This is a genomic window from Dactylosporangium sp. NPDC050688 (genome assembly GCF_040654515.1).
In the GTDB taxonomy this organism is placed as follows: Bacteria; Actinomycetota; Actinomycetes; order Mycobacteriales; family Micromonosporaceae; genus Dactylosporangium.
In genome coordinates, this window is the sequence record NZ_JBFAIC010000106.1 from 1 (window position 1) to 25,218 (window position 25,218).

Here is a 25,218-nt window from a genome sequence, read left to right on the forward strand (position 1 = left end):
ACGCCCGTGAGCTCGGCGGTGGCCGCGCAGGCCAAGAGCCACAGGGGGAGTCTCATGCGGCCGGCTGCCAGCCGGGGCGGCCGAACACGAAGGGCCGGGGCCCGGTCGCGCGGCGGGCGTCAGAAACCGAACGTCGAGACCAGCACGGCGCGCGCGATCGTGTGCGCGACCACGTTGAAGCCCACGACGTTCGCGGACGCGTCGGCGCCGATCTTGAGGGCGTCGACGTCCAGGGCGTGCACCGCGAAGAAGTACCGGTGCGGGGCGTCCTTCGGCGGAGGTGCCGCGCCGCCGAAGTCGCGGGTGCCGTAGTCGTTGCGGGCGTGGATCGCCTCGTCGGGCAGCCCATCCTTGTCACCGGTGCCGGCACCCGTCGGCAGCTCGGTGACGTCCGCCGGCAGGTTGTACACGATCCAGTGCCAGAACCCGCCGCCGGTCGGGGCGTCAGGGTCGTAGCAGGTCAGCGCGAAGCTCTTCGTCCCGGCCGGGAAGCCCGACCAGCTCAGGTGGGGCGAGGTGTTCCCGCGCTCGTAGACCTGCGCGTCGGGCAGCGTGCCGCCGTCGGTGAGGTCCTCGCTGCTCAGCGTGAACGACGGCACCGCGGGCAGCGAGTCGAACGGCGACGGCGGGCGGGGTCGGTCGGTCATGCGCACGCTCCTAGTGCTGGACTTTGCTCCTGACCTGATCCTCTTACCCAACGACCAGGGCGCTCAAGTGACGCAGTTTCAGGTCTTGGCCGGTGTACCGGTCAGCCTCGCGTACTCCGCCTCGGTGCCGATCGCGGCGCGCCGGTCGGGGTGCTCGACGTAGTGTTCCACGACCGAGCCCAGGAAAACCGGCTCCACGGCGAGCATCTCCAGGGGGATCAGCAGCCAGCCTGGCTCCGCCCGCCCCGGCCGGCGGATGCTGAGCGCGAGCTTCGGACTGCGTACCGTCAACGGCAGCGGCCGCTGCGGCACCTTGACCAGATCGTCCCACCGGACCCGGCGGCTGCCGCCCGCCCGGATCGCGAGCCCGTCGGGGCTCACCACGATCCGCGGCCCGCGCAGCAACGGGATCGCGGCCAGGGCGATGAACAGCGCGGCGACCGCGTTCAGCGTCACCCGCAGCCCGAGCGGCGTCGCCGGGTCGCTCTCCAGGAACAGCGTGCCGAGCAGCGCCCACGCCATCGTCGCCCGCCCCAGCCACACGGGCGAGCCGGGCACCACGAACGCGTCCCCCCGCACCCGCAACGCCGCGGGCGGTGGCTGCATGACCGGCCGCAGCGCGATGCCGAATCCGACGAAGGCGCCGCTCAGCAGGACGACGGGGGCCAGCAGGAGGGTGACCGCCAGCCACACCGGCGTGTGCGCCTCGGTCACCCCGAACTCGTAACCCACCCGCAGCCCGACCAGCACCACGGCGATCACCGCCGCCGCGATCCGGCTGCCGCGCACGTATCGACCCAGCCGCTCCGGCGTCACACCGGCAAGTGTACGAACGTATCCACCCGCCGCCATGGTCCCCGCTGCGGACGGCCCACTGGCGGATCTTGCCTGGTTGATCGAAGTCGCGTGGTGGTCGTCCAGGCGGCCGGGACGCGCCTTCGATCACCACGGTGGTCCGGCCGGGCCGGGCCCGCCTTCCCGCAGCGCGGTCGCGCTAGCCCGGCAGGCGCGGGCCTGCTTCGCGCTGCGCGGCCAGCCACTCCTCGACCGCCGATGCCGACCGTGGCAGCGCCTCGGACATGACGACGGCGCCGGTCGGGGTGACCAGGACGTCGTCCTCGATGCGGACGCCGATGCCGTGGAGCTCGGCGGGGACGAGCTCGTCGTCGGGCTGGAAGTACAGGCCCGGCTCGACGGTGAGGACGTAGCCGGCCTCCAGGACGCCCTCGCGGTAGCGCTCCTTGCGGGCGGTCGCGCAGTCGTGGACGTCCAGGCCGAGCATGTGGCCGAAGCCGTGCAGCGTCCAGCGGCGGTAGTAGATGCAGGCGGGGTCCATCGCCTCGTCGACGCTGACCGGGAGGATGCCCAGGTCGGACAGGCCCTCGGCGAGGACGCGCATGCAGGCCTGGTGCACGTCGTCGAAGCGGGTGCCGGCCCTGATGGCGTCGATGCCGGCCTGCTGAGAGTGGAAGACCAGGTCGTAGATCTGGCGCTGCAGCGGGGTGAACGTGCCGGAGACGGGGACGGTGCGGGTGACGTCGGCCGTGTACAGGTTGCGGTTCTCCACGCCCATGTCCATGAGGAGCAGGTCGCCGGGGCGGGTGTGGCCGTCGTTGCGGGTCCAGTGCAGGATCGCGCCGTGGGCGCCGTTGCCGACGATGGAGCCGTAGCCGACGGTGTTGCCGTCGTGGCGGGCGCGCAGGTTGAACACGCCGTCGATGAGGCGTTCGCTGACGGGACGGTCGGCGGGCAGGATGCGGGCCACGTCCTCGAAGCCGCGGGTGGTCGCGTCGATCGCGTCCTGCAGCTGCTCGAGCTCCCACGCGTCCTTCACCAGGCGCAGCTCGCCCAGCACGGTGGCCAGCTCCTCGTCGCGGGCCGTGGACGCGGAGCGGACGCCGGTGTCGACGCGTGGGTCGTACCCGCGCAGGACCCTGGTGCGACCGGGTGCGGCGTCGTCGAGGGCGGCCGGCAGCTCGTCGAGGTGCGCGGTCTGCAGCTGCAGCTCGGTGGCCTTCTCCGCCAGGGTGTGCCGTCGGCCGATCCACAGCTCGCCGTGGTTGCGGTCGCGGAAGAACTCGTCGGTGTCGCGGGGTGAGCGGGGGCGCAGGTACAGGGTGGCGTCGTGCCCGCTGTCGGTCGGGCGCAGCACGAGGACGGCCTCGGGGTCGTGCTCGCCGGTGAGCCACACGTGCTCGGTGCCGGGGCGGAACGGGTGGTGCGTGTCGTTGGACCGGACCTTGTCGACGCCCGTCGGGATGATCAATGTCTCACCGGGGAAGGCGGCGGACAGCTCACCGCGGCGCTTGGCGTGGTCCGGCGCCTCGGGGCGTGGGCTGACGTCGAGGGTCGAGTCGCGCCAGCCGGTGCGCATGAACTCGATGAACCGGTCCGGGAAGTCCGGATCGTGCGACTGGCCACCCGCTGACTCGTCCATCTCCGCCCGTCCTATCGCTGCGAATTCGTGCTCCTCCTGCGACCGTACCGCGTGCGAGACTTTCCCCTGGAGCGCGCTCCGATCAAGCAGGGGCAACGCAAGGGCCGGGCACGGCAAGGCAAGGGCAACGCAGGGGGCGGAGGACGGATGGCTGGTCTTCTCACCTTCGTCAGCGCCCGTGGGCGGGCCGCGGCGCACCGGGACGCGGTCGCCGAGGCGCTGGAGTTGCTGCGTCACCGGGGGCCCGACGACACCAACGTGGTGGTCACCGATGACGTCGTGTTCGGCGCGGACCGCCTCGCCGTGACCGATCTCACCGGCGGCCGGCAGCCGGTGTCGTTCCCGCCGATGGGGGTGACCCGCGGGCGGTACCTGATCGTGTTCGACGGCGCGATCCTCAACGCCGCCGCGCTGCGCGAGGAGCTGGTCGAGGACCGGGGCGCCGAGTTCGCCACCGAGTCCGAGGCGGAGGTCATCCTCGCCGCGTACCACCACTGGGGCCCGAGCGCGCTGAGCCGGCTCCGCGGCATGTTCGCGTTCGTGATCTGGGACGGCTCGGCCCGTCGTGCCTTCGGCGCGCGCGACCCGTACGGCGTGAAACCGCTGTACCAGCTGACCACCGAAGACGGCGTCTACCTCGCCTCGGAACGCAAGGCCCTGCTGCCGTTCGTCGCCGAGGAGCGGCGGGCCGCGGTCGACCCGGCGAACCTGCAGCACTACCTGACGATGCAGTACGTGCCGGAGCCGGCCACCATGCACCCCGACATCCGGCGGCTCGGCGCGGGCGAGTCGTTCGTGTACACCCCCGGCGGTCCCCTCGCCAACCGCCGCTACAGCCAGCTGGATCTCCGCCCCACCCCCACCGGCGACGAGGACGGCCTGGTCCGGCGGATCACCGAAGGGCTGCGCGACAGCGTCCACGCGCACCTGAAGGCCGACGTGCCGGTCGGTGCGTTCCTGTCCAGCGGCATCGACTCCACCGCGATCGTCGCGCTCGCCGCCGAGGCCGACCCGAACCTCCGCACGTACACGGTGGGCTACGACATCGCGCAGTTCTCCGAGATCGAGGTGGCCGAGCAGTCGGCCAGGGCCCTCGGCGTGCGCAACACGGCGACGGTCGTGAACCCCGCGGACCTGATGCGGGCGCTGCCGCGCATCGTGTGGCACCTCGACGACCCGGTCGCCGACCCGGCGCTGGTCCCGCTGTTCCTGCTCGCCGAGCGCGCGGCCCGGGACGTGACCGTCGTGCTCGGCGGTGACGGCGCCGACGAGCTGTTCGGCGGGTACCCGATCTACCGGGAGCCGCTGTCGCTGGCCGGCGTCAGCCACCTGCCCGACTCGATGCAGCGGGGCCTGCGGGCGGTGTCGCGGGTCATCCCGCAGGGGGTGAAGGGCAAGAGCTTCCTGGAGCGCGGCACCACCCCGATCGAGGAGCGCTACTACGGCAACGCGCGGGTCTTCACCGAGGAGGAGAAGGCGGCGCTGCTGCGCCACTACACGGCCGACATCCGGCACACCGACGTCACGGCCCCGGTGTTCAAGGAGGCCAGCGCGCTCGATGACGTCGCCACGATGCAGTACATCGACCTGTACACATGGCTGCGCGGCGACATCCTCGTCAAGGCCGACCGGATGACGATGGCGCACGGGCTGCAGCTGCGCACCCCGTTCCTGGACCGGGCCGTGTTCGAGGTCGCCTCGACGCTGCCGAGCGAGCTGAAGGTGCCGCCGCGCTCGCAGGAGACGAAGGTGGCGCTGCGCCGGGCCCTGGCCGGGATCGTCCCCGAGCCGATCGTCAACCGCAAGAAGCTCGGCTTCCCGGTGCCGATCCGGCCCTGGCTGCGCACGGAGATGCACGACTGGGCGTACGGCATCCTCGACACCTCCGGCGCCGGGGACCTGATCGACCTCGACGTGGTCCGTGGCCTGCTCAAGGCGCACCGCAAGAAGGAGGCCGACCACTCCCGCAAGATCTGGACGGTGCTGGTCTTCTGCGTGTGGCATGCCGTGTTCGTCACCGGCACGCTCAAACCGGTGATCCCCGACGCGGTGTCGCACCGCCACCAGGTCCCGGAGGGTCTGGGGTTAGATCCCTGGTGATCTCCACGGCTTCACCGGTGCCGGGCCGGGCCGGGATCTAGCGTCGGCAGGCGATGCTGCTCAAGTTCAGGCTCCAGAACCACCGCTCCGTCCGTGACATCCAGGAGCTGACACTGCTCTGCGGGCCCGACGGCGGCTTCGGCGTGCCGCTCGGCCATGGCGGGACGCTGCGCGTGTCGCCGCTGTGCGGGATATTCGGCGGGACCGCCGCCGGCAAGTCCACCGTATTGCGCGCGATGTCGACGGTACGGGCACTCGCCGCGTCCAGCAGCGACGTCCACGACGCCATCCAACGGTTCGAACCGTTCCAACTGGACCCGGCGGCGCGGCTGCTGCCGACCCGGTTCGAGGTCGAGTTCCTGGTCGACGGCGTCCGGTACGTCTACGGCTGCGCGTACAAGCGCGACGAGATCGCCGGGGAGTGGCTGCACGCCACCGACCGGGACCGGCGGCGGGTCTGGTTCGAGCGGGACCGCACCGGGATCCGCTGCCTGCCGGAGAGCCGCCTGGAACACCTCGCCGCCGCCTGCGAACCGCACACGACCCTGCTCGCGCTCGGCGCCGACATCGAGCACCCGTGGCTGGCGCCGGTCGCCGCCTGGCTGCGGGGTCTGCGCACGGTGCGGGTGACGCCCGGCACCCGGCTCGCCAGCGGGCTGGCGCACCTCACCGACCGGTGGAGCGAGCAGCTGACCCTGCTGGTCAGCCACGCGGACCTCGGCGTCGTCGGGGTCGAGCGCGACCCGCTGCGGCTGGTGCACACCGGCCGCAGCGGGCCCGTGGCGCTCGGCGGCTGGGCCGAGTCCGACAGCACCATCGCCTGGCTGGACCTGCTCGCGGCGCTGCTGCCGATGCTGGAGCGCGGCGGGGTCCTCCTCGTCGACGACCTCGACGCCGCCGTGCACCCCGCCCTGGCCGCGGAGACGCTGCGGCTGCTGCGCGACCGGGACCTCAACCCGGCCCGCGCCCAGCTGGTGTTCACCGCGCGTGCACCGTTCGGCCCCGGCGCCGACGACCTGCCGGTCCTGGATCCCGAGCAGATCTGGTACACCGCGAAGGACGCCGACGGCGCGACGACCCTCGGCCGCACCCCGGCGGTGAGCCAGCTCGGCCCCGGCGACCTGGCCCGCGAACTGTGGCTGGCGCGCCAGCCGAAATGATGTACTGGTCGGATGACGCGACACGCGGTGGTCATCGGTGAGGCGCTGGTCGACCTGCAGGAATCCGGTGACCCGGCCGGCGGGCCGATCGTCTACCACCCGGCGATCGGCGGGGCGCCGCTGAACGTCGCCGTTGGCATCGCGCGGCTCGGCGCGCCCAGCGAGTTCGCCGGCTCCGTCGGCGACGACCCATGGGCGGGCCGGATCCTGGACTTCCTCACCGCCGCCGGCGTCGGCACCCGCGGCGTGGTGACCGTCCCCGGCGTCGCGACCACCCTCGCGGTCACGACGTTCCGCGGCATCGAGCCGACGTTCCGCTTCTACGGCGACCCGCCCTCCTACGGCCTGCTCGACGCCGGCGACGTCGACGCCGACCTGGTCGGCACCGCCGGCCTGCTCTACTGCGGGTCGATGTGCCTGCTCAGCCCGCCCGTCCTCGCCGCCGCCCGCAAGGCCTGGGCGACCCGGGGCCCGGTGCGCGTCTTCGACCCCAACGTCCGGCCCGTCGTCGGCGTCGACCCGGACGTGGTCGCCGAGTTCGCCGCCACCGCCGACCTGGTGAAACTCAGCTCCGCCGACGCCGCCGCCCTGTGGGGCGAGTCCCCGTCGCAGGCCGCGGCGCGCCTGCTCGCCCTCGGCGCGGGCGCCGTGGTGGTGACCGTCGGCGCCGAGGGCGCTCTCGTCGCGCATGCCGACGCCACGGTACGGGTCGCCGCCCCCACCGTCACCGCCGTCGACGCCACCGGTGCCGGCGACGCCACCATGGCCGGCCTGTCCTGGGGCATCCTGACCCACGGCCTGCCCACCGACCTGCCCGGCTGGGAGGCGCTGACCAGGGTCGCGGTGCACGTCGCCGGGCTGGTCTGCGAGTCCCGCGGCGGCGCCGTCTCGATGCCGACCCTGGCCGCGCTGCGCGCCCGCTTCCCTTCGCTGCGCTAGCCGCCGCGCCTGCGGCGCGGCGGCGGGGGTTGCTGAGCTAGCTTTGCGCCGCAGGCGGCGCGGGGCGGGGGTTCCCACCCGCGGCCCCCATGCTCCCCGCGGTCGCACCTTCGAGACGGCCCGACTGGCGAGACCGGGCGCTGCGCTTCCGAGCGCCGTCGTGGTCGGGCCTTCCATAGAGGTTGGGCTGGGGGCAGGAGTCAGTCGTCGAGCCAGAAGGTGTCGTGGGTGAGCATGAACTCGTCGCGTTCCAAGGGGGTGAGGCTGGACAGCTTCGGCAGGCCTTCGAAGTACGCCTCGCGGGGCGCGCCGGGGGAGAAGTGCAGCAGCATGGAGGCGGGTTCGCCGGACTCGTTGGCGAAGGCGTGGATGCCGCCCTCCGGGACGTGGACGAAGTCGCCGGGGGCCGTGTCGATCCAGCGCCTGCCGTCGTAGATGCGCACCGAGCCGGACAGGATGTAGAACGACTCGGAGATCGAGCGGTGGTAGTGCGGACCCGGGCCGCTGCGCTGGGCGCCCATCTCCCAGCGGTACAGGCCGAACAGCCCGTGGGTCGACTCGCCGGTGGCGAGGTAGTGCACGGTGTTGCCGTTGGCGTAGGTGAGCTCCGGCGGGGTGGCCGCGGGGCGGTACGTCGCGGAGATCTCGCCGGCCGGGCCGAGGTAGTGCGGCGGTGGGTAGGACATACGCCAACAATACGGCGCAGCGCTGGGCGTCCCGGCCGGGGCGGGTAGGCTGTTGACCCCGTGACGACCATCGAGCGTATCCGCAAGCCCATCCGGACATATCATCCGCGCCGGGGGCGGCTCAGTGGTCGGCACTTCGATGCGCTGGAGCGGTTGGCGCCGCGGCACGGGTTCCACCCGGGGGATCCGGTGGACGTGCTGGAGATCGGGTCCGGCATGGGGGAGGCGACCCTCGAGATGGCCGCCGCGGACCCCGGGCGGCGCTACCTGGCGGTCGAGATCCACACCCCGGGCGTGGCGAACCTGCTGGCCAACATCGAGCAGCGCGGCCTGACGAACCTGAGCGTGGTGAGCGTGGACGCCCTCGACCTGTGCCGCGAGCACATCCCGGACGCGTCGCTGGACGCGGTGCACGTGTTCTTCCCCGACCCGTGGCCGAAGGCCCGGCACCACAAGCGGCGGCTGATCCAGCCCGCCAACGTCGCGCTGCTGAGCGCGAAGCTGCGCGCCGGCGGGGTGCTGCACTGCGCGACCGACGACCTCGGCTACGCCGAGTGGATGCTGCAGACGCTGTCCGCGGAGCCGGCGTTGCGCAACCGGTACGAGGACTACGCGCCGCGGCCGCAGTCCCGGCCGGTGACGAAGTTCGAGCAGCGGGCCCTGGCAGCCGGGCGCACGCCCGCCGACCTGATGTTCGTGAAGTCGTGACCGCGGCACTGGCCGCCCGGGTCCCGCGGGGCGGGGACCCCGACGCCGTCTTCGACGCGTTCGCGGCGTGGGCCAAGGAACAGGGCCTGGAGCTGTACCCGCACCAGGAAGAGTCCCTGATGGAGATCGTCTCCGGGGCCAACCTGATTCTCAGCACGCCGACCGGCTCCGGTAAGAGCCTGGTCGCCGCCGGGGCGCACTTCGCCGCCCTGGCCACGGACCGCACGACGTTCTACACGGCGCCGATCAAGGCGCTGGTCTCGGAGAAGTTCTTCGCGCTCGTGGCGATGTTCGGCGCGGAGAACGTCGGCATGCTCACCGGCGACGCGTCCGTCAACGCCGACGCGCCCATCATCTGCTGCACCGCGGAGATCCTCGCCAACATCGCGCTGCGCGACGGCGCCACGGCCGACGTCGGCGTCGTCGTCATGGACGAGTTCCACTTCTACGCCGAGCCCGACCGGGGCTGGGCGTGGCAGGTGCCGCTGATCGAGCTGCCGCAGGCGCAGTTCGTCCTGATGTCGGCGACGCTCGGCGACGTCACCCGGTTCGTCGACGACCTGACGGCGCGCACCGGGCGGCCGACCGCCGTGGTGAAGAACGCCGAGCGGCCGGTGCCGCTGATGTTCCACTACTCGATGGACCCGCTGCACGAGACGATCGAGGAGCTGCTGAGCACGAAGCAGGCGCCGGTCTACATCGTGCACTTCACGCAGGCGGCGGCGCTGGAGCGGGCGCAGGCGCTGATGAGCATCAACGTGTCGACCCGCGCGGAGAAGGACATGATCGCCGAGGCGATCGGCCGGTTCCGGTTCACCGCCGGGTTCGGCAAGACCCTGTCGCGCCTGGTCCGGCACGGCATCGGCGTGCACCACGCGGGCATGCTGCCCAAGTACCGCCGCCTCGTGGAGACGCTCGCCCAGGCCGGGCTGCTCAAGGTCATCTGCGGCACCGACACCCTCGGCGTCGGCATCAACGTGCCGATCCGCACCGTGCTGTTCACCGCACTGTCGAAGTACGACGGGCAGAAGACCCGCCTGCTGTACGCCCGGGAGTTCCACCAGATCGCCGGGCGGGCGGGCAGGGCCGGCTTCGACACCATCGGCACCGTCGTGGTGCAGGCGCCCGACCACGTCATCGACAACGAGCGGGCCCTCGCCAAGGCCGGCGACGACCCGAAGAAGCGCCGCAAGGTCGTGCGCAAGAAGCCGCCGGAGGGCTCGATCGGCTGGGGGCGCCCGACGTTCGACCGGCTCGTCGACGCGGAGCCCGAGCCGCTGCGCTCCAGCTTCCAGGTGTCGCACGCGATGCTGCTCAACGTGATCAGCCGCCCCGGCGACGCGTTCGCCGCGATGCGGCACCTGCTGACGCAGAACCACGAGGACGTGCACTCGCAGCGGCGGCTGATCCGCCGGGCCATCGCCATCTACCGGGCGCTGCTGGCCGGCGGGGTCGTCGAGCAGCTGCCGGAGCCCGACGAGGAGGGCCGGCGGGTCCGGCTCACCGTCGACCTGCAGATGGACTTCGCGCTCAACCAGCCGCTGTCGCCGTTCGCGCTCGCCGCGATCGAGCTGCTCGACCGGGAGGCGCCCGCGTACGCCCTGGACGTGCTGTCGGTCATCGAGTCGACCCTGGACGACCCGCGGCAGATCCTGTCGGCGCAGCAGTTCAAGGCCCGCGGTGAGGCCGTCGCCGCGATGAAGGCCGAAGGCATCGAGTACGAGCAGCGCCTCGAGCTGCTCGACACCGTCACCCACCCGAAGCCCCTCACCGAGCTGCTGGACAACGCGTACCACCTCTACAAGCAGGGCCACCCGTGGGTCGCCGACTACCAGGTGAGCCCGAAGTCCGTGGTCCGCGACATGTACGAGCGGGCGATGACGTTCGTCGAGTACGTCGGCTTCTACAGCCTGTCCCGCTCCGAGGGGCTCGTGCTGCGCTACCTGGCCGACGCATTCAGGGCACTGCGCCAGACGGTGCCGGAGGACGCGCGCACCGAGGAGCTCACCGACATCATCGAGTGGCTCGGCGAGCTGGTCCGGCAGGTCGACTCGAGCCTCATCGACGAGTGGGAGCGGCTGCGCAACCCCGGCGAGGAGGGCGAGCCGGCGGTGCTGGACGACCGGCCGCCGGCCGTCACCCGCAACCTGCGCGCCTTCCGGGTGCTGGTCCGCAACGCCCTGTTCCGCCGGGTGGAGCTGGCCGCGCTGCGCCGCTTCGACGAGCTCGGCGACCTGGACGGGGAGCACGGGTTCACCGCCGACGACTGGCAGGACGCGATCGAGGACTACTTCGACGAGTACGACTCGCTCGGCGTCGGCCCCGACGCCAGGGGGCCGGCCCTGCTCGTCATCGAGCAGAAGCCGGACCGGTGGTTCGTGCGGCAGATCTTCGACGACCCCGCGGGCGACCGCGACTGGGGCATCACCGCCGAGGTCGACCTGGCCGAGTCGGACGCCACCGGCTTCGCCGCGATCCGCGTGGTCTCGGTCGGCCCTATGTCGGAGGCCTAGCGGGCGGCAGCGCTGCCGGAGGTCACGGCGCGGCTGCGTACCGGCGAAGATGCGGCGCAACACGTGTAAAAGCCGCGAACCGCGGTAGCCCGAAGATTATGACCGCCACATCGGACCACCGGGCGTTCACCGAGGCGCTGACCACGGATCAGGGCATCCGTGTCGCGGACACCGACAACTCGCTGCGCGCCGGTGCCCGCGGCCCGAGCCTGCTGGAGGACTTCCACCTCCGGGAGAAGCTCATGCGCTTCGACCACGAGCGCATCCCGGAGCGGGTCGTCTACGCGCGCGGCGCCGGCGCGCACGGCGTGTTCAAGGTGCACGAGCCGCTGGACGAGTACACCACCGCCGACTTCCTCACCGACCCGGACGCCGAGACGCCGGTGTTCGTGCGGTTCTCCACCGCGCAGGGCTCGCGCGGCTCCGGCGACACGGCCCGTGACGTGCGCGGCTTCGCCACGAAGTTCTACACCCGGCAGGGCAACTTCGACCTCGTCGGCAACAACATGCCGGTCTTCTTCATCCAGGACGGCATCAAGTTCCCCGACCTGGTGCACGCCCTCAAGCCCGAGCCGCACCACGAGATGCCACAGGCCACATCCGCCCACGACACGTTCTGGGACTTCGTCACCCTGCAGCCCGAAACGATGCACCACGTCATGTGGCTGATGTCCGACCGGGCACTGCCGCGCTCGTACCGGATGATGCAGGGCTTCGGCGTGCACACCTTCCGCCTGGTCAACGGCCACGGCCGCGGCACCTTCGTGAAGTTCCACTGGACGCCGGCGCTCGGCACCCACTCCCTGTGCTTCGACGAGGCGCAGCGCATCGCCGGCCAGGACCCCGACTTCCACCGCCGCGACCTGTGGGAGGCGATCGAGGCCGGTGAGCACCCCTCATGGGAGCTCGGCGTGCAGCTGATCCCCGAGGAGCGGGCGTTCGCGTTCGACGACCTCGACCTGCTCGACGCCACCAAGCTCATCCCGGAGGAGCTCGTGCCGGTCGTCCCGGTCGGCCGGCTCACCCTCAACCGCAACCCCGACAACTACTTCGCCGAGACCGAGCAGGTCGCCTTCAACGTCGGCAACGTCGTGCCGGGCATCGACGTCACCGACGACCCGCTGCTGCAGGCGCGGCTGTTCTCGTACCCCGACACGCAGCTCAACCGCCTCGGCGGGCCGAACTACCCGCAGCTGCCGGTGAACCGGCCGCACGTGCCGGTCCGCAACCACCAGCAGGACGGCTGCCACCAGCAGCGGGTGCCCACCGGCCGGGCCAACTACCTGCCCAACTCGCTCGGCGGTAGCCCGCCCGTCACAGGCCCGGAGCACTACCCGGAGCTGGTCGACGGGCCGAAGGAGCGCAAGCGCAGCGAGACCTTCGCCGACCACTACAGCCAGGCCACCCTGTTCTGGAACAGCATGTCGAGGTGGGAGCGGACGCACATCGTCGACGCGTTCCACTACGAGCTGGGCAAGGTCGCCACGATGGCCGTCCGGGTACGGATGGTCGAGCACCTCAACCGCGTCGACCACGACCTCGCAGTGGCGGTGGCCGCCGGGATCGGCGTCGAGGAGCCGGTGCCGTCCGTGGCCAACCACGGGCGCGCCTCGGCCGCGCTCAGCCAGGCCGGGTCTGAACGCTGCCCCGTCACGACCCGGCGGGTCGCGGTCCTCATGGGCGACGGCGTGTCCGCCCGCCCGGTCGCCGCGCTCTTCGACGACCTGACCGCGCGGGGCATCACCGTCGAGCTGCTCGGCCCGGTCGACGGCACGGTCTCCGCCGACGACGGGCTGCCCATGGAGGTCACCCGGGCGATCGGCACGGTGTCGTCGGTGCTGTACGACGCGGTCGTCGTCCCCGACGGTGCCCTGGCCCTCGCCGCCGACGGCCGGGCGGTGCGCTTCGCGGCGGAGGCCTACAAGCACGGCAAGGCGGTCGCGGCGACCGGCTCCGGCATCGACCTGCTGCACCGGGCGGGCGTGCCGGTGAACCTCTCCGACGTGTCGGATCTGCGGGACCCGGCGCTGATCCTCGACGCGAACCCGATCCCGGGGCTGCTCGCGGCCCTGGCACGGCACCGCAACTTCGACCGGGACGTGTCGACGATCCCCGCCTAGTGCCGTTTCGTTACTTCGGTCTTTCCCGGTTGGTGGCCTTTCTCGGTTGATCGAAGTCGTGCCGTGGTCGCCCGGACGGCCGGGACGCGACTTGGATCGTCGCGGTGCACGGTCGTCGCGGTGCGCGATCGCGGAGGGAGTCGCTCGCCGCAGGCCCTAGCTCGCTGCCGGGGGCTGCTCCTGGGCCTTCTCGAGGAAGCGGTGCCGGTCCACGATCATCCGCTCGACCCGGCCCTCCGCGATGACCTGGCGGCCGTCCCGGGCGACGAGCTCGAACACCAGCTTCCGGCCGTCGGCCTTCGCCAGCCGCGCCTCGACGGTGACCCGGCCCCCGATCGGGGTCGCCGCCCGGTGCTCCAGCTCGACCCGCGTGCCGACCGTCGTCAAGCCCGGCGGCAGCCGCCGGGCCAGGGCGCCGACCGTCGCCGCCTCGGCCAGTGCCAGCAGCTTCGGCGTGCCCAGCACCGGCACGTCACCGGAGCCCAGCGACTGCGCCGTGTCCGCATCGGTGACGGTCAGCTCGACCCGGGCAAGTGCGCCCACCCAGGGTGCCGCGTCCACAGAGAAGCCCATACCCACCACCCTAATGAGTTTCGGGGCGAAAACGCCGCAGCTACAGTCGGGTGAATGCGTGACCTTGCGGCCTGGGTCGACGCCGGCGGGGTGGTCGCCCTCACCGGCGCCGGCGTCTCCACCGACTCCGGCATCCCCGACTTCCGCGGCCCGGACGGCGTCTGGACCCGCGACCCCGAGGCGATGAAGCTGTCCTCCATCGAGCACTACGTCGCCGACCCGCAGGTCCGCCGCCGCGCCTGGCAGGAGCGGCTGCGCAACCCCGCGTGGACCGCCGAGCCGAACCCGGCCCACCACGCCCTCGTCGACCTGGAACGCGCCGGCAAGCTCACCGCCGTGGTCACCCAGAACATCGACGGGCTGCACCAGCAGGCCGGCGCCGACCCGGCGAAGGTCATCGAGCTGCACGGCACCCTGTCGCAGACCGAGTGCCTCGGCTGCGCCGAGCGCCGCCCGATGCCCGACACCCTGGCCCGGGTCAGCGCCGGCGACCCCGACCCGGCCTGCCTCAGCTGCGGCGGCCTGCTGAAGTCGGCGACGATCTCGTTCGGCCAGGCGATGGACCTGGCGACGCTGGAGGCCGCCGCCACGGCCGCCATGGGCTGCGACGTGTTCCTGGCCGTCGGCACGTCGCTGACCGTGCACCCGGCGGCCGGCCTGGTCGACGTCGCCCGCAAGGCCGGCGCGATGGTGGTCATCGTGAACGCGGCGCAGACCCCGTACGACGCCGTCGCCGACATGGTCGTCCGCGAGCCGATCGGCGAGGTCCTGCCCCGCCTGGCCGCCGCCTCCTCGACCTGACCGCCGCGGCGCGCATCGGGCCGCGGCCGTCTGACCGCCGCGGTGCATGCCGGCCGCGGGCGCTGAGCGCCTGGGCGCGCCGCGGACGTCAGGAGTTGGTTTGCGGCTGGTTCAGTGGGCGCGGGGGCTTGCGCAGCGACACCTTGGGGCGGGCGGCGGCGCGGCGGGCCGCGCGGGAGCGGGCGGCGACGAGGTCGGCGAGGGCGTACGCATCGGCGGTGGCCCGGTGCCGGCCGACCGCGTGCAGCCGGCCCGCCGTGTCGACGTGGACCGTGGCGAGATCCAGGGCGCGCTGCAGCGGCCCCTGCGTCACCCGGACGCTCTGCACCCGGACCAGGGGCACCGCGACCAGTTCGCGGGTCAGGACGCCCTCCCGGACGGCGACGACCGCGTCGGTGACCGCGAAACCGATCCGCGACCAGGCGAGCGGCGCGAGCCAGCGGGCGCGGCGGGGCGGCCCGGCCACCGGCAGGGCGCCGGCGTCGAGCGGGGGTGCGGTGACGGTGCCGTGCACGGCCGTGCCGAGGATGCCGGCGGCGACCGCGAGGGCCTTGGCGGACGGGGCGACCGGCACCAGCGTGCCGGCGCGCAGCTGCTCCTCGCCGTTGCCCGCGTAGCCGGCGACGTCGATGCGGGCGCGGGCCCAGCCGGGGGAGCGCCACAGCAGCGGCCAGGTCACCTTCAGCCCCTGGACCCGCCGCGGCGGGACGGTCTGGCTGCGCTTGTTGAGCAGGCCCTGGCGCACCCGCAGCGCGGCGGCGTCGGTGCCGATGGCGAAGTCCCACTCGTCCAGGACGCGGCGGACCGGGACCTGGAACACGCCGAGGAACGCGGTGATCGTGCTGGCCGCGCCGATCAGCGTCCAAGTCGGGTCGAGGGACGCCTGCCACGCGACGAAGGCGAGGCCGACGGGCACCGCGATGGCCTGCGGGGTGAGCAGCTGGGCCTGCAGCAGCCGCTGGTTGACGACGGTGAAGACCCCGGCGACGTCGGCGTCGGCGGCGGGGGCGTGCGGCACGCCCGTGGACAGGCCGATGAGGTGGGAGCGCAGGTTGGCCGCGCCGGCGACGGTCAGGTAGGCCAGCGGCGCCTCGGTCTTGCTCGCGCCGATCACCTCCAGGCGCAGCTCGGCCAGGCCGAAGACGCGGGCGAGGAGGGGCCGCACGACGTCGATGGCCTGGACCCGTTCCAACGGGATCGTTCTGGTACGCCGGGAGATCAGCCCCTCGTGCACCCGCAGCTCACGCCCGACGACCTCGTAGCCGGTGACGAGCCAGACCACGGCGGAGACGACGACGGCGGCGACGAGGATCGCGGCCATCGCGGCGATCCAGTGCAGCAGGCCGAGGTCGCGCAGGCCCTGCCAGGACACGGCCACGGCGGCGAACGCCACCAGTTTGGCCCCCTTCAGCAAGGGGGTCAGCGGGTGGAGTCGCTGCCTCACAGGCCCTCTTCGCGGATCTCGCCGAGGGCGGCGAGGCGGTCCCGCAGCCGGGTCGCCTCGGCGGCCTCCAGCCCGGGGACGGAGGCGTCGCTGGCCGCCGCCGCGGTGTGCAGCGTGACGGTGGCCAGGCCGGCGGCGCGTTCGAGCGGGCCGGCGGTGACGTCGACGAACTGCATCCGTGCGTACGGCACGATCGACAGCCGCCGCACCAGCAGCCCGTGCCGGACCAGCAGGTCCTCGGCCCGTTCGGCGTATCCCCAGGCGCGCACCGAGCGGCGGACGAACACCGCGCGCAGGGCCCCCAGTGCCAGCACCGCGAACGCCGCCAGGAGGAACCATCCGCTGACCAGAACGGCCGCGACGATCGCCGCGACCGCGAACACCAGCGTCCAGGCGGCGAGGACGGCCAGGCGCAGCCAGAAGTACTTCGGCGAGATCGACCGCCATACGACGGTCGCGGGCGGCGCGGTCACGGCGTCACCTCCGCTGCGCTCCGGCGCCACCGTGACCCGACCCTGTGCCCATGGTGATGAGCACCTCCGCTGCGCTCAGGACCCATCACTGTTCGAGCGTAGCCGGGTCCACGGGGATGACGTCGCGGAGGAAACCGCGTGCGGTCAGGAAGTCGCCGAGCGTGGTGCGGTGGGTGTCGCAGGCGAGCCAGATCTTGCGGCGCTCTGGGGTGTGCAGCTTCGGATTGTTCCAGCGCAGCTGCCACGTCGCCGGGGCACGGCAACCCTTGGCGGAGCAGATGAGGGGATCCACGCGGCCAGTCTGCCAGCAGTGGGAAGGAGGGTGAGCGCCGGGCGGCCACGGGGGAAGCCGCCCGGCGACGGGGTGAATCGTACCCACGCGGGTACGGGTGATGTCCAGTCACCCGAGGTGTCCGAAACGAAATTCCCGAAGAATCACTAGCCGCTTATCCGAAAAATCGGTCAAAATCGGTCGCGACCAGGACTCCCAGAAGCTTCCCAGTGACGTCGGATCGCGTTGGGTTGGTCCGGCGTGCGAGGCTTGGAGTGCTCTGATAGCCAGCATGAGTGGAGGACCGGTGACCCAGCCGAGCAACCCCGTCTCGCCACCAGGTGGGCAGGTCTCGACACCCGCACAGGACGCGACCGTGCTGGAGCGCGCACTGTTCGAGGTCAAGCGGGTCATCGTCGGCCAGGACCGGATGATCGAGCGGATGTTCGTCTCGTTGCTGGCGCGCGGCCACGTGCTGCTCGAGGGTGTGCCCGGCGTGGCGAAGACGCTCGCCGTGGAGACCCTCGCCCGGGTCGTCGGCGGCACGTTCTCGCGCATCCAGTTCACCCCCGACCTCGTGCCCGCCGACATCGTCGGCACCAGGATCTACCGGCAGTCCAGCGAGAAGTTCGACGTCGAGCTCGGCCCGGTGTTCGTCAACTTCCTGCTCGCCGACGAGATCAACCGCGCGCCCGCGAAGGTGCAGTCGGCGCTGCTGGAGGTCATGGCCGAGCAGCAGGTGTCCGTCGGCGGCGAGACCTATGACGTGCCGCGGCCGTTCCTGGTCATGGCCACGCAGAACCCGATCGAGCAGGAGGGTGTCTACCCGCTGCCCGAGGCGCAGCGCGACCGCTTCCTGATGAAGATCCAGGTGGGGTACCCCACCGACAGCGAGGAGCGCGAGATCGTCTACCGGGTCAGCGTGAAGACCCCGGAGCCGGTGGCCGTGCTCACGCCGACCGAGCTGATGGCGTTGCAGGACAAGGCCGACGACGTGTTCGTGCACAACGCGCTGGTCGACTACGCCGTGCGGCTGGTGGTGGCGACCCGCGCCCCGGCCGAGCACGGGCTCGCCGACGTCGCGCAGCTCATCCAGTACGGTGCCAGCCCCCGCGCGTCGCTCGGCATCGTGCGCGCGTCGCGGGCCCTGGCCCTGCTGCGCGGCCGCGACTACGCGCTGCCGCAGGACGTGCAGGACATCGCGCCCGACATCCTGCGGCACCGGCTGGTGCTGTCCTACGACGCGCTCGCCGACGACATCCCGGCCGACGACATCGTCAAGCGGGTCCTCGCCGCGGTGCCGCCGCCGACCGTCGCGCCGCGCCAGCAGGCCGTCGCGCAGGGACCGGGGACCGCCGGCCCACCGCCGACCACGATCACCACGTGGCCGGGCCGCTGATCCATGGCCACGGACGACGCCCGCGCCGAGGTCGTGCTCAACCGCATGCAGCTGCTGGTCACCCGCAAGCTCGACGGTCTGCTGCAGGGTGACTACCTGGGCCTGCTGCCGGGCCCGGGCACCGAGGCCGGGGAGTCGCGGGAGTACCGCCCCGGCGACGACGTGCGGCGCATGGACTGGCCCGTCACGGCCCGCACCACGCTGCCGCACGTCCGGCAGACCGTCGCCGACCGGGAGCTGGAGACCTGGCTCGCCGTCGACCTGTCCGCGAGCCTCGACTTCGGCACCGCCCGGTACCTCAAACGCGACCTGGCGATCGCCGCGGCCGCGGCCGTGTCACACCTCACCGTGCGCGGTGGCAACCGCATCGGCGCCGTCCTCGGCACCGCCGGCGAGCTGCAGCGGCTACCGGCCCGCCCCGGCCGCAAGGACGCGCAGGGCCTGCTGCGCACGATCGCCTCGACGCCGGCCCAGCCGGGCCGCGCCGACCTCGGCGCGCTCATCGACATGCTCAACCGGCCGCCGCGCCGCCGCGGCATGGCGGTGGTCATCTCGGACTTCATGACCCCCGTCGCCCAGTGGGCCCGCCCGCTGCGCAAGCTCGGCGTCCGCCACGACCTGCTGGCCGTGGAGGTCGTCGACCCGCGCGAGCTGGAGCTGCCCAACGTCGGCGTGATCGCCCTCGTCGACCCCGAGACCGGCCGGATGCACGAGGTGCAGACCGCCGACCCGAAGCTGCGGCACCGCTACGCGCACGCCGCCGCCGCGCAGCGCGCCGAGATAGCCTCGGCACTGCGCGGCGCCAACGCCGCACACCTGAGACTGCGCACCGACTCCGACTGGCTGCTCGACATCGTCCGGTTCGTCGCCGCCCAGCGGCACGCCCGGACGAGAGGGACGACCCGATGATCCGTTTGCTTTCACCGTGGTGGCTGCTGTCGCTGCTGCCCGTCTTCGCCGTCATCGGCGTGTATGTCTGGCGCCAGCTGCACCGCCGGGCGTTCGCCGTCAAGTTCACCAACGTGGACCTGCTCAGCAGCCTGGTGCCCAAGGGCATCGGCGTACGCCGGCACGTCAGCGCCGCCGCGTTCCTGCTGAGCCTGCTCGTGCTCAGCTTCGGCATGGCCCGCCCCTCGGTCGACACCAAGGAACCCCTCGAGCGGGCCACCATCATGCTCGCCATCGACGTGTCCCTGTCGATGCAGGCGACCGACGTGCAGCCGACCCGCATCGACGCCGCCAAGTCCGCGGCCACCGACTTCGTCAAGCAGCTGCCGGCGTCGTTCAACGTCGGCCTGGTCTCCTTCGCCAAGTCCGCGAGCGTCCTGGTCTCCCCGACGAAGGAACGCAACGCGGTGCTCCAGGCGATCGACGGCCTCACCCTGCAGGAGTCCACCGCCACCGGCGAGGCCGTCTTCACCAGCCTCGACGCCATCCGGACCGTCCCCGCCGACGGCGCCGCCGGCCCGCCCCCGGCCCGCATCGTCCTGCTCTCCGACGGCTTCCGCACCGCCGGCCGCTCCCTGGAGGACGCCTCCGCCGCCGCCACCGCCGCCAACGTGCCCGTCTCCACGATCGCGTTCGGCACCGACGAGGGCGTGGTCCGCATCGGCAACACCCCGCAGCGCGTCCCGGTCGACCGCGCCTCGCTGCAGAAGGTCGCCGAGACCACCAAGGGCTACTTCTACGAGGCCGCCAGCAAGGAAGAGCTCAAGCGGGTCTACACCGACATGGGCAGCTCCATCGGCTACAAGACCAAGCCCCGCGAGATCACCCAGTGGTATCTCGGCGCCGGCTTCCTGCTCGCCCTGTTCGCCGGTGGCCTCAGCCTCCTGTGGGGCAGCCGCCTCCCGTAACCCGGCCCGGGGCGCGCAACCCGCGCCCCGGCGGGACGCCCGCCGTGGGGCCATCGTGATGATCCAAGTCACCTCCCGGCCATCCGGGCGACCACGACGCGACTTCGCAACCGGGCAGGATCAACCGGCAGGATCAAGCGCCACAGCGTGCCGGCGGTGCCGACGCTCTACCTATGCCGGCGCAATGCCGACGCCGACGTTCGTGGTCAGAGCGCCAGAGACTCGGCTCAGTGTGCGCCTACCATGTAGAACAGGGCGGCGACCCACATGGCGGCCAGGAAAAATCCAACGGGCGCGATGAAGCGGCTCATGACGTGCTCCCAAACGGTGTGTCTCGAGGAGAACAGAGAACAGACACGCGGAGCCGTGATCGGGGGAAGGACTACACCCGGTCACGACTGGAAGGATCGCTACTTCGCACAGCGATCACCTCCAGGGAGCAGCAGCCGCACCGGGCGGTCAGCAATAAGCACGTGCAGACGCCGCCATGGTACCGCCACCCCGCAGGGCACACATCAGCCGACTGGCGAGTTGGCGGGTACCCGTCAGTAACACCTAATCTCCGTACAGCTAACCGCAGATCGCAGAAGGGCGGCAACGTGGCGAGGACCGTGCTGGTCACCGGCGGTAACCGAGGGATCGGGCTGGCAATCGCCCAGGCCTTCGCCGGGCAGGGCGACAGGGTCGCGGTGACCCACCGGGGTTCCGGCGCGCCCGACGGGCTGTTCGGCGTGCAGTGTGACATCACCGACAGTGCCGCGGTCGATGCCGCGTTCACGGCGGTGGAGGCCGAGCTGGGCCCGGTCGAGGTGCTCGTCGCCAACGCCGGCATCACCGACGACACGCTGCTGCTGCGGATGAGCGAGGACCAGTTCACCCGGGTCCTGGACACGAACCTGACCGGGTCGTTCCGCTGCGCGAAGCGGGCCGCGAGCAAGATGCTGCGGGCCAGGTGGGGGCGGATCATCTTCATCTCGTCCGTCGTGGGTCTGTACGGCGGACCCGGCCAGGTCAACTACGCCGCGAGCAAGGCGGGTCTGGTCGGCATGGCCCGGTCGATCACCCGGGAGCTCGGCAGCCGCAACATCACCGCGAACGTGGTGGCGCCCGGGTTCATCGAGACGGACATGACCGCCGTGCTGCCCGAGGCCACGCAGGCGGAGTACAAGAAGGCCATCCCGCTCGGCCGGATGGCGCAGCCCGAGGAGGTCGCCGGCGCGGTGACCTGGCTCGCGAGCGATGCCGCCGGGTACATCACGGGCGCCGTCATCCCCGTCGACGGCGGCCTCGGCATGGGCCACTGAGGCACCGAGCCCACTGAGGTGCTGAGCCCACTGGGGGCACTGCGCCCACTGAGGCATTGAGGTCACTGACAACGCCAGCAGCTAGGACACTGAGGAGAACCATGAGCGGACTGCTCGAAGGCAAGCGGCTGCTGATCACCGGGATCATCACCGACCAGTCGATCGCCTTCTCCGTCGCCAAGCTCGCCCAGGAGCAGGGCGCGACCGTCGTGCTGACCGGGTTCGGCCGGCTCTCGCTCGTCGAGCGGATCGCGAAGCGCCTGCCCAAGGAGGCGCCGGTCATCGAGCTCGACGTCACCAACCCGGAGCACCTGGCGGGCCTCGCGGACAAGGTACGCGAGCACGTCGACGGCCTCGACGGGGTGCTGCACTCGATCGGGTTCGCCCCGGCCAGCTGCCTCGGCGGCGGGTTCCTGGAGGCGCCGTGGGAGGACGTCGCGACGGCGCTGCACGTGTCGACGTTCTCCTACAAGTCGCTCGCGGTGGCCTGCCTGCCGCTGATGGGCACCGGCGGCTCGATCGTCGGCCTCGACTTCGACGCCACGAAGGCGTGGCCGGTCTACGACTGGATGGGCGTGGCGAAGGCCGGCCTGGAGTCCGCCTCCCGCTACCTCGCCCGGGACCTCGGCCCGCGGGGCATCCGGGTGAACCTGGTGGCCGCAGGCCCACTGCGTACCATGGCCGCGAAATCCATCCCGGGGTTCGCTGTCTTCGAGGATTCGTGGGCGAAGACCGCGCCGCTGGGGTGGGACCTCAACGACCAGGTCGCGGCGGCGAAGGCCTGCTGCGCGCTGCTGTCGGACTGGTTCCCGGCCACGACCGGCGAGATCGTGCACGTCGACGGTGGGTACCACGCGGTCGGATCGTCCTGACCCTGTTGTAACAATGGGACGCGTGGCTTATGACGCGTTCCTGCTCGTCTCGTTCGGCGGCCCGGAAGGGCAGGATGACGTCCTGCCCTTCCTGGAGAACGTGACCCGCGGCCGGGGCATCCCCGCCGAGCGCCTGGAGGCGGTCGCCGGGCACTACCGGCACTTCGGCGGGGTGTCGCCGATCAACGCGCAGAACCGCGCCCTGCTGGAGGCGCTGCGCCCGCACCTCGACCTGCCGATCTACTGGGGCAACCGCAACTGGCACCCGTTGCTGGAGGACACGGTGCGCCAGATGCGCGACGACGGGGTCCGGCACGCGCTCGCGTTCGTGACCAGCCCGTTCGGGTCGAATTCCTCGTGCCGGCAGTACCAGGACGACATCGCCCGCGCCCGGGAGGCCGTCGGGCCCGACGCCCCGGTCATCGACAAGGTCCGTCAGTTCCACGATCATCCGCTGTACGTCGAGTCGCACGCCGCCGCGGTGCGCGCCGCCCTCGAATCGCTGCCGTCCCGGCTCAGCGCCAGGCTCGTGTTCACCGCCCACTCCATCCCGACCGCGATGAACGACGCCTCCGGTCCCGGCGGCGTCGGCCGGTACCGCGCGCAGCTGCTCGAGACGGCCGGGCTGGTCGCCGCCGCGGCCGCCCCGGAGCTCGACTGGGACCTGGTCTGGCAGAGCCGCTCCGGCCCGCCGCAGGTGCCGTGGCTGGAGCCCGACGTCAACGACCATCTCGCGGCGCTGGCGGCAGCAGGTGTACGGGAGGTGGTCGTCAGTCCGATCGGCTTCATCTCCGACCACCTGGAGGTGATCTGGGACCTCGACAACGAGGCCCGGAGCACCGCCGCGAAGCTGGGCCTGATCTTCGCCCGCGCCGCCACGCCGGGCACCGACCCCCGCTTCGTGACCATGATCCGACAGCTCGTCGACGAGCGCGTGCTAGCTCACAGTAACGTGCGTCACGCGCTCGGAACCGTCCCCACCTGGGACTTCTGCCCGGCCGACTGCTGCGTGTCACCGAAACGCGTATAGGCCCGAAATGTTTCTGAGGGAGCATGTACGCGTGAGAGAACGCAAGCCCATCGAGTCCTGGCTCACCGACATGGACGGGGTCCTCGTGCACGAGGGCGAGCCCGTGCCCGGCGCACCGGAGTTCGTCAACCGGCTGCGCTCGTCCGGCAAGCCGTTCCTGATCCTGACCAACAACTCCATCTATACCGCCCGCGACCTGCAGGCGCGCCTGCGGCGCATCGGCTTCGACGTGCCCGAGTCCGCGATCTGGACCTCGGCCCTGGCCACCGCCCAGTTCCTGGACACGCAGCGCCCCGGCGGCACCGCGTACGTCATCGGCGAGGCCGGCCTGACCACCGCCATGCACGAGGTCGGCTACATCCTCACCGACACCGAGCCCGACTACGTCGTGCTGGGCGAGACCCGCACGTACAGCTTCGAGGCCATAACACAGGCGATCCGCCTCATCAACGACGGCGCCCGCTTCATCTGCACCAACCCCGACGCCACCGGCCCCTCCAACGAGGGCGCCCTGCCCGCCTGCGGCGCCGTGGCCGCCCTCATCTCGAAGGCCACGGGCATCGAGCCGTACTTCATCGGCAAGCCCAACCCGATGATGATGCGCTCGGCGCTCAACAGCATCGACGCCCACTCCGAGACCACCGCGATGATCGGCGACCGCATGGACACCGACGTCCTGTGCGGCCTGGAGGCGGGCCTGGAGACCATCCTGGTCCTGAGCGGCATCTCGACGGTGACGGACGTGGAGCGGTACCCGTCCCGCCCGTCCCGCATCATCCCGTCGGTAGCCCACCTGATCGACGAGGTCTGACCCTCCCGTTGCCCGGGGCCCGCTGATCGGACGGGCTCCGGCTGGGCGGCCTCCGCGGTCGGCGGCCGGGGAGATCGCGGTCCGGGCACTGGTGCCCGCCCGGTTCGGGGCGTGGTGCTGTGCCGGGGAGCGCCGAGCGGGTGAGGGGATGGCCGCGGGGCGACTTGGATCATGAGGGCGTTGATCGAAGGGGCGGGGTGGTCGCCCGGGTGACCAGGGCCGTCCTTTGATCATGAGGGGCTCGCCGCCAGCCGCCGCAACCGGCGACGGCCGCCTGGTGATCGTGGCCGCGTTCATGCCCGGTTCGGGGAGTGGTGCTGTGCCGGGCAGCGCCGAGCGGGTGAGGGGACGGCCGCGGGGCGACTTGGATCATGACGGCGTTGATCGAAGGGGCGGGGTGGTCGCCCGGGTGACCAGGGCTGTCCTTTGATCATGAGGGGGTCGCCGCCAGCCGCGGCAACCGGCGACCGCGGCCCGGTTTCCGCGGCCCGGTTTCCGCGAGCCGGTCACCGCGGGCCAGTTTCCGTGGGACGGTCACGGCGGGCCGGTTAGCGCGGAGGCGGCGGCCCCGGCGGTCGGTGCCGCGGCCAGCGGCGGGTTGGACGGCACCGCGGGCATGCCGGTGGTGAGGGCCTTGACCAGGTTGAGCCCGGCCGCTGCCACAGCCGCCACACCGACGCGGCACAACCCGGTGGATCCCTGGAACCCGGTGGATCCCTGTTCCCCTGACCCCACTAGGACACCGCGTTGCGAAAACCACCCGCGCCGCAGGCGCGGAGTGAGCACAGCAACCCCAAGTCCAACCCGATGGAGAGCCGGACCACGACGGCGCCAGGAAGCGCAGCGCCCGATCTCGCAGTCGGGCCGTCTCGAAGGTGCGACCGCAGGGAGCATGGGGGCCACGGGTGGGAACCCCCGCCCCGCGCCACAGGCGCGGAGTGAGCACAGCAACCCCCGCCAAGTCCAGCCCTCATGGAGAGCCGGACCACGACGGCGCCAGGAAGCGCAGCGCCCGATCTCGCAGTCGGGCCGTCTCGAAGGTGCGACCGCAGGGAGCATGGGGGCCGCGGGTGG

The 25,218-nt window shown here is 72.1% G+C and carries 23 protein-coding genes; 14 read left to right on the plus strand and 9 right to left on the minus strand.

Annotation, left to right across the window (positions count from 1 at the left end; genetic code table 11):
- Window positions 1-119 precede the first annotated feature (119 nt).
- The 3 genes from AB0H83_RS48535 to AB0H83_RS48545 all read right to left on the minus strand — a co-directional run bounded on the left by AB0H83_RS48535 (window position 120) and on the right by AB0H83_RS48545 (window position 3,084).
- A complete protein-coding gene (locus tag AB0H83_RS48535; protein ID WP_360109665.1) occupies window positions 120-647 on the minus strand; it encodes a YbhB/YbcL family Raf kinase inhibitor-like protein in 528 nt (175 codons plus the stop codon).
- A gap of 78 nt (window positions 648-725) precedes the next feature.
- Window positions 726-1,463: a hypothetical protein gene (locus AB0H83_RS48540; protein WP_360109667.1), complete on the minus strand. Its 738-nt coding sequence runs from the start codon at window positions 1,461-1,463 to the stop codon at window positions 726-728.
- Between the two features lie 178 nt (window positions 1,464-1,641).
- On the minus strand, window positions 1,642-3,084 hold the full coding sequence (locus AB0H83_RS48545; protein WP_360109670.1) for an aminopeptidase P family protein: 1,443 nt from the start codon (window positions 3,082-3,084) through the stop codon (window positions 1,642-1,644).
- Between the two features lie 147 nt (window positions 3,085-3,231).
- Here AB0H83_RS48545 and asnB point away from each other — a divergent pair, with 147 nt between their 5' ends.
- Genes asnB through AB0H83_RS48560 form a run of 3 tightly spaced genes read left to right on the plus strand, consistent with a single transcriptional unit; the run spans window position 3,232 to window position 7,283 of the window.
- Window positions 3,232-5,184 (plus strand): asparagine synthase (glutamine-hydrolyzing), encoded by a 1,953-nt coding sequence (gene asnB / locus AB0H83_RS48550; RefSeq protein ID WP_360109673.1) that lies wholly within the window; start codon window positions 3,232-3,234, stop codon window positions 5,182-5,184.
- Between the two features lie 53 nt (window positions 5,185-5,237).
- The gene (locus tag AB0H83_RS48555) at window positions 5,238-6,344 is read left to right on the plus strand and encodes an AAA family ATPase (protein ID WP_360109676.1); all 1,107 of its coding nucleotides are present in this window, start codon (window positions 5,238-5,240) and stop codon (window positions 6,342-6,344) included.
- Window positions 6,345-6,356: 12 nt separating this feature from the next.
- Window positions 6,357-7,283, plus strand: a complete 927-nt coding sequence (locus AB0H83_RS48560) for a PfkB family carbohydrate kinase (RefSeq protein ID WP_360109679.1) — start codon at window positions 6,357-6,359, stop codon at window positions 7,281-7,283.
- A 200-nt stretch (window positions 7,284-7,483) separates the two neighbouring features.
- Here the strand turns inward: AB0H83_RS48560 and AB0H83_RS48565 are convergent, their stop codons facing one another.
- Window positions 7,484-7,969: a cupin domain-containing protein gene (locus AB0H83_RS48565; protein WP_360109682.1), complete on the minus strand. Its 486-nt coding sequence runs from the start codon at window positions 7,967-7,969 to the stop codon at window positions 7,484-7,486.
- Between the two features lie 60 nt (window positions 7,970-8,029).
- On the opposite strand from AB0H83_RS48565, the gene trmB reads away from it, so the two are divergent.
- The 3 genes from trmB to AB0H83_RS48580 all read left to right on the plus strand — a co-directional run bounded on the left by trmB (window position 8,030) and on the right by AB0H83_RS48580 (window position 13,310).
- Window positions 8,030-8,677: a tRNA (guanosine(46)-N7)-methyltransferase TrmB gene (gene trmB / locus AB0H83_RS48570; RefSeq protein WP_360109685.1), complete on the plus strand. Its 648-nt coding sequence runs from the start codon at window positions 8,030-8,032 to the stop codon at window positions 8,675-8,677.
- Complete coding sequence (locus AB0H83_RS48575) at window positions 8,674-11,190, plus strand: DUF3516 domain-containing protein (protein ID WP_360109688.1); 2,517 nt, start codon at window positions 8,674-8,676, stop codon at window positions 11,188-11,190. Before trmB ends, AB0H83_RS48575 begins: the two co-directional genes overlap by 4 nt.
- 98 nt (window positions 11,191-11,288) lie before the next feature.
- Window positions 11,289-13,310, plus strand: a complete 2,022-nt coding sequence (locus tag AB0H83_RS48580) for a catalase (RefSeq protein WP_360109691.1) — start codon at window positions 11,289-11,291, stop codon at window positions 13,308-13,310.
- Between the two features lie 156 nt (window positions 13,311-13,466).
- Here the strand turns inward: AB0H83_RS48580 and AB0H83_RS48585 are convergent, their stop codons facing one another.
- Entirely contained in the window at window positions 13,467-13,883 is a 417-nt protein-coding gene (locus tag AB0H83_RS48585; RefSeq protein WP_360109694.1) for a hotdog domain-containing protein, read from the minus strand.
- Window positions 13,884-13,937: 54 nt separating this feature from the next.
- Here AB0H83_RS48585 and AB0H83_RS48590 point away from each other — a divergent pair, with 54 nt between their 5' ends.
- The gene (locus tag AB0H83_RS48590) at window positions 13,938-14,684 is read left to right on the plus strand and encodes a Sir2 family NAD-dependent protein deacetylase (RefSeq protein WP_360109697.1); all 747 of its coding nucleotides are present in this window, start codon (window positions 13,938-13,940) and stop codon (window positions 14,682-14,684) included.
- 88 nt (window positions 14,685-14,772) lie between these two features.
- Here AB0H83_RS48590 and AB0H83_RS48595 read toward each other — a convergent pair whose 3' ends face one another.
- The 3 genes from AB0H83_RS48595 to AB0H83_RS48605 all read right to left on the minus strand — a co-directional run bounded on the left by AB0H83_RS48595 (window position 14,773) and on the right by AB0H83_RS48605 (window position 16,893).
- On the minus strand, window positions 14,773-16,128 hold the full coding sequence (locus AB0H83_RS48595) for a PH domain-containing protein (protein ID WP_360109700.1): 1,356 nt from the start codon (window positions 16,126-16,128) through the stop codon (window positions 14,773-14,775).
- The gene (locus AB0H83_RS48600) at window positions 16,125-16,601 is read right to left on the minus strand and encodes a PH domain-containing protein (protein WP_360109703.1); all 477 of its coding nucleotides are present in this window, start codon (window positions 16,599-16,601) and stop codon (window positions 16,125-16,127) included. Before AB0H83_RS48600 ends, AB0H83_RS48595 begins: the two co-directional genes overlap by 4 nt.
- 85 nt (window positions 16,602-16,686) lie before the next feature.
- Window positions 16,687-16,893, minus strand: a complete 207-nt coding sequence (locus tag AB0H83_RS48605; RefSeq protein ID WP_360109706.1) for a hypothetical protein — start codon at window positions 16,891-16,893, stop codon at window positions 16,687-16,689.
- Between the two features lie 271 nt (window positions 16,894-17,164).
- Here AB0H83_RS48605 and AB0H83_RS48610 point away from each other — a divergent pair, with 271 nt between their 5' ends.
- The 7 genes from AB0H83_RS48610 (at window position 17,165) to AB0H83_RS48640 (ending at window position 24,144) form a co-directional block, all read left to right on the plus strand.
- Window positions 17,165-18,271: a MoxR family ATPase gene (locus tag AB0H83_RS48610; RefSeq protein WP_360109709.1), complete on the plus strand. Its 1,107-nt coding sequence runs from the start codon at window positions 17,165-17,167 to the stop codon at window positions 18,269-18,271.
- A gap of 3 nt (window positions 18,272-18,274) precedes the next feature.
- Complete coding sequence (locus AB0H83_RS48615; RefSeq protein WP_360109712.1) at window positions 18,275-19,180, plus strand: DUF58 domain-containing protein; 906 nt, start codon at window positions 18,275-18,277, stop codon at window positions 19,178-19,180.
- Complete coding sequence (locus AB0H83_RS48620; RefSeq protein ID WP_360109714.1) at window positions 19,177-20,127, plus strand: VWA domain-containing protein; 951 nt, start codon at window positions 19,177-19,179, stop codon at window positions 20,125-20,127. The genes AB0H83_RS48615 and AB0H83_RS48620 overlap by 4 nt, the downstream gene beginning before the upstream one ends.
- Window positions 20,128-20,726: 599 nt before the next feature.
- Window positions 20,727-21,431 carry a beta-ketoacyl-ACP reductase gene (locus AB0H83_RS48625; protein WP_360109717.1) on the plus strand — a complete coding sequence of 235 codons (705 nt, stop codon included), beginning with the start codon at window positions 20,727-20,729 and terminating at the stop codon, window positions 21,429-21,431.
- 101 nt (window positions 21,432-21,532) lie between these two features.
- Window positions 21,533-22,303: an enoyl-ACP reductase FabI gene (gene fabI / locus AB0H83_RS48630; protein ID WP_033363001.1), complete on the plus strand. Its 771-nt coding sequence runs from the start codon at window positions 21,533-21,535 to the stop codon at window positions 22,301-22,303.
- Between the two features lie 22 nt (window positions 22,304-22,325).
- A complete protein-coding gene (locus tag AB0H83_RS48635; protein ID WP_360109720.1) occupies window positions 22,326-23,333 on the plus strand; it encodes a ferrochelatase in 1,008 nt (335 codons plus the stop codon).
- Between the two features lie 31 nt (window positions 23,334-23,364).
- Entirely contained in the window at window positions 23,365-24,144 is a 780-nt protein-coding gene (locus AB0H83_RS48640) for an HAD-IIA family hydrolase (RefSeq protein WP_360109722.1), read from the plus strand.
- Between the two features lie 534 nt (window positions 24,145-24,678).
- Here AB0H83_RS48640 and AB0H83_RS48645 read toward each other — a convergent pair.
- Window positions 24,679-24,816, minus strand: coding sequence for a hypothetical protein (locus tag AB0H83_RS48645; protein ID WP_360109725.1), 138 nt, complete (start codon window positions 24,814-24,816; stop codon window positions 24,679-24,681).
- Window positions 24,817-25,218: the final 402 nt, after the last annotated feature.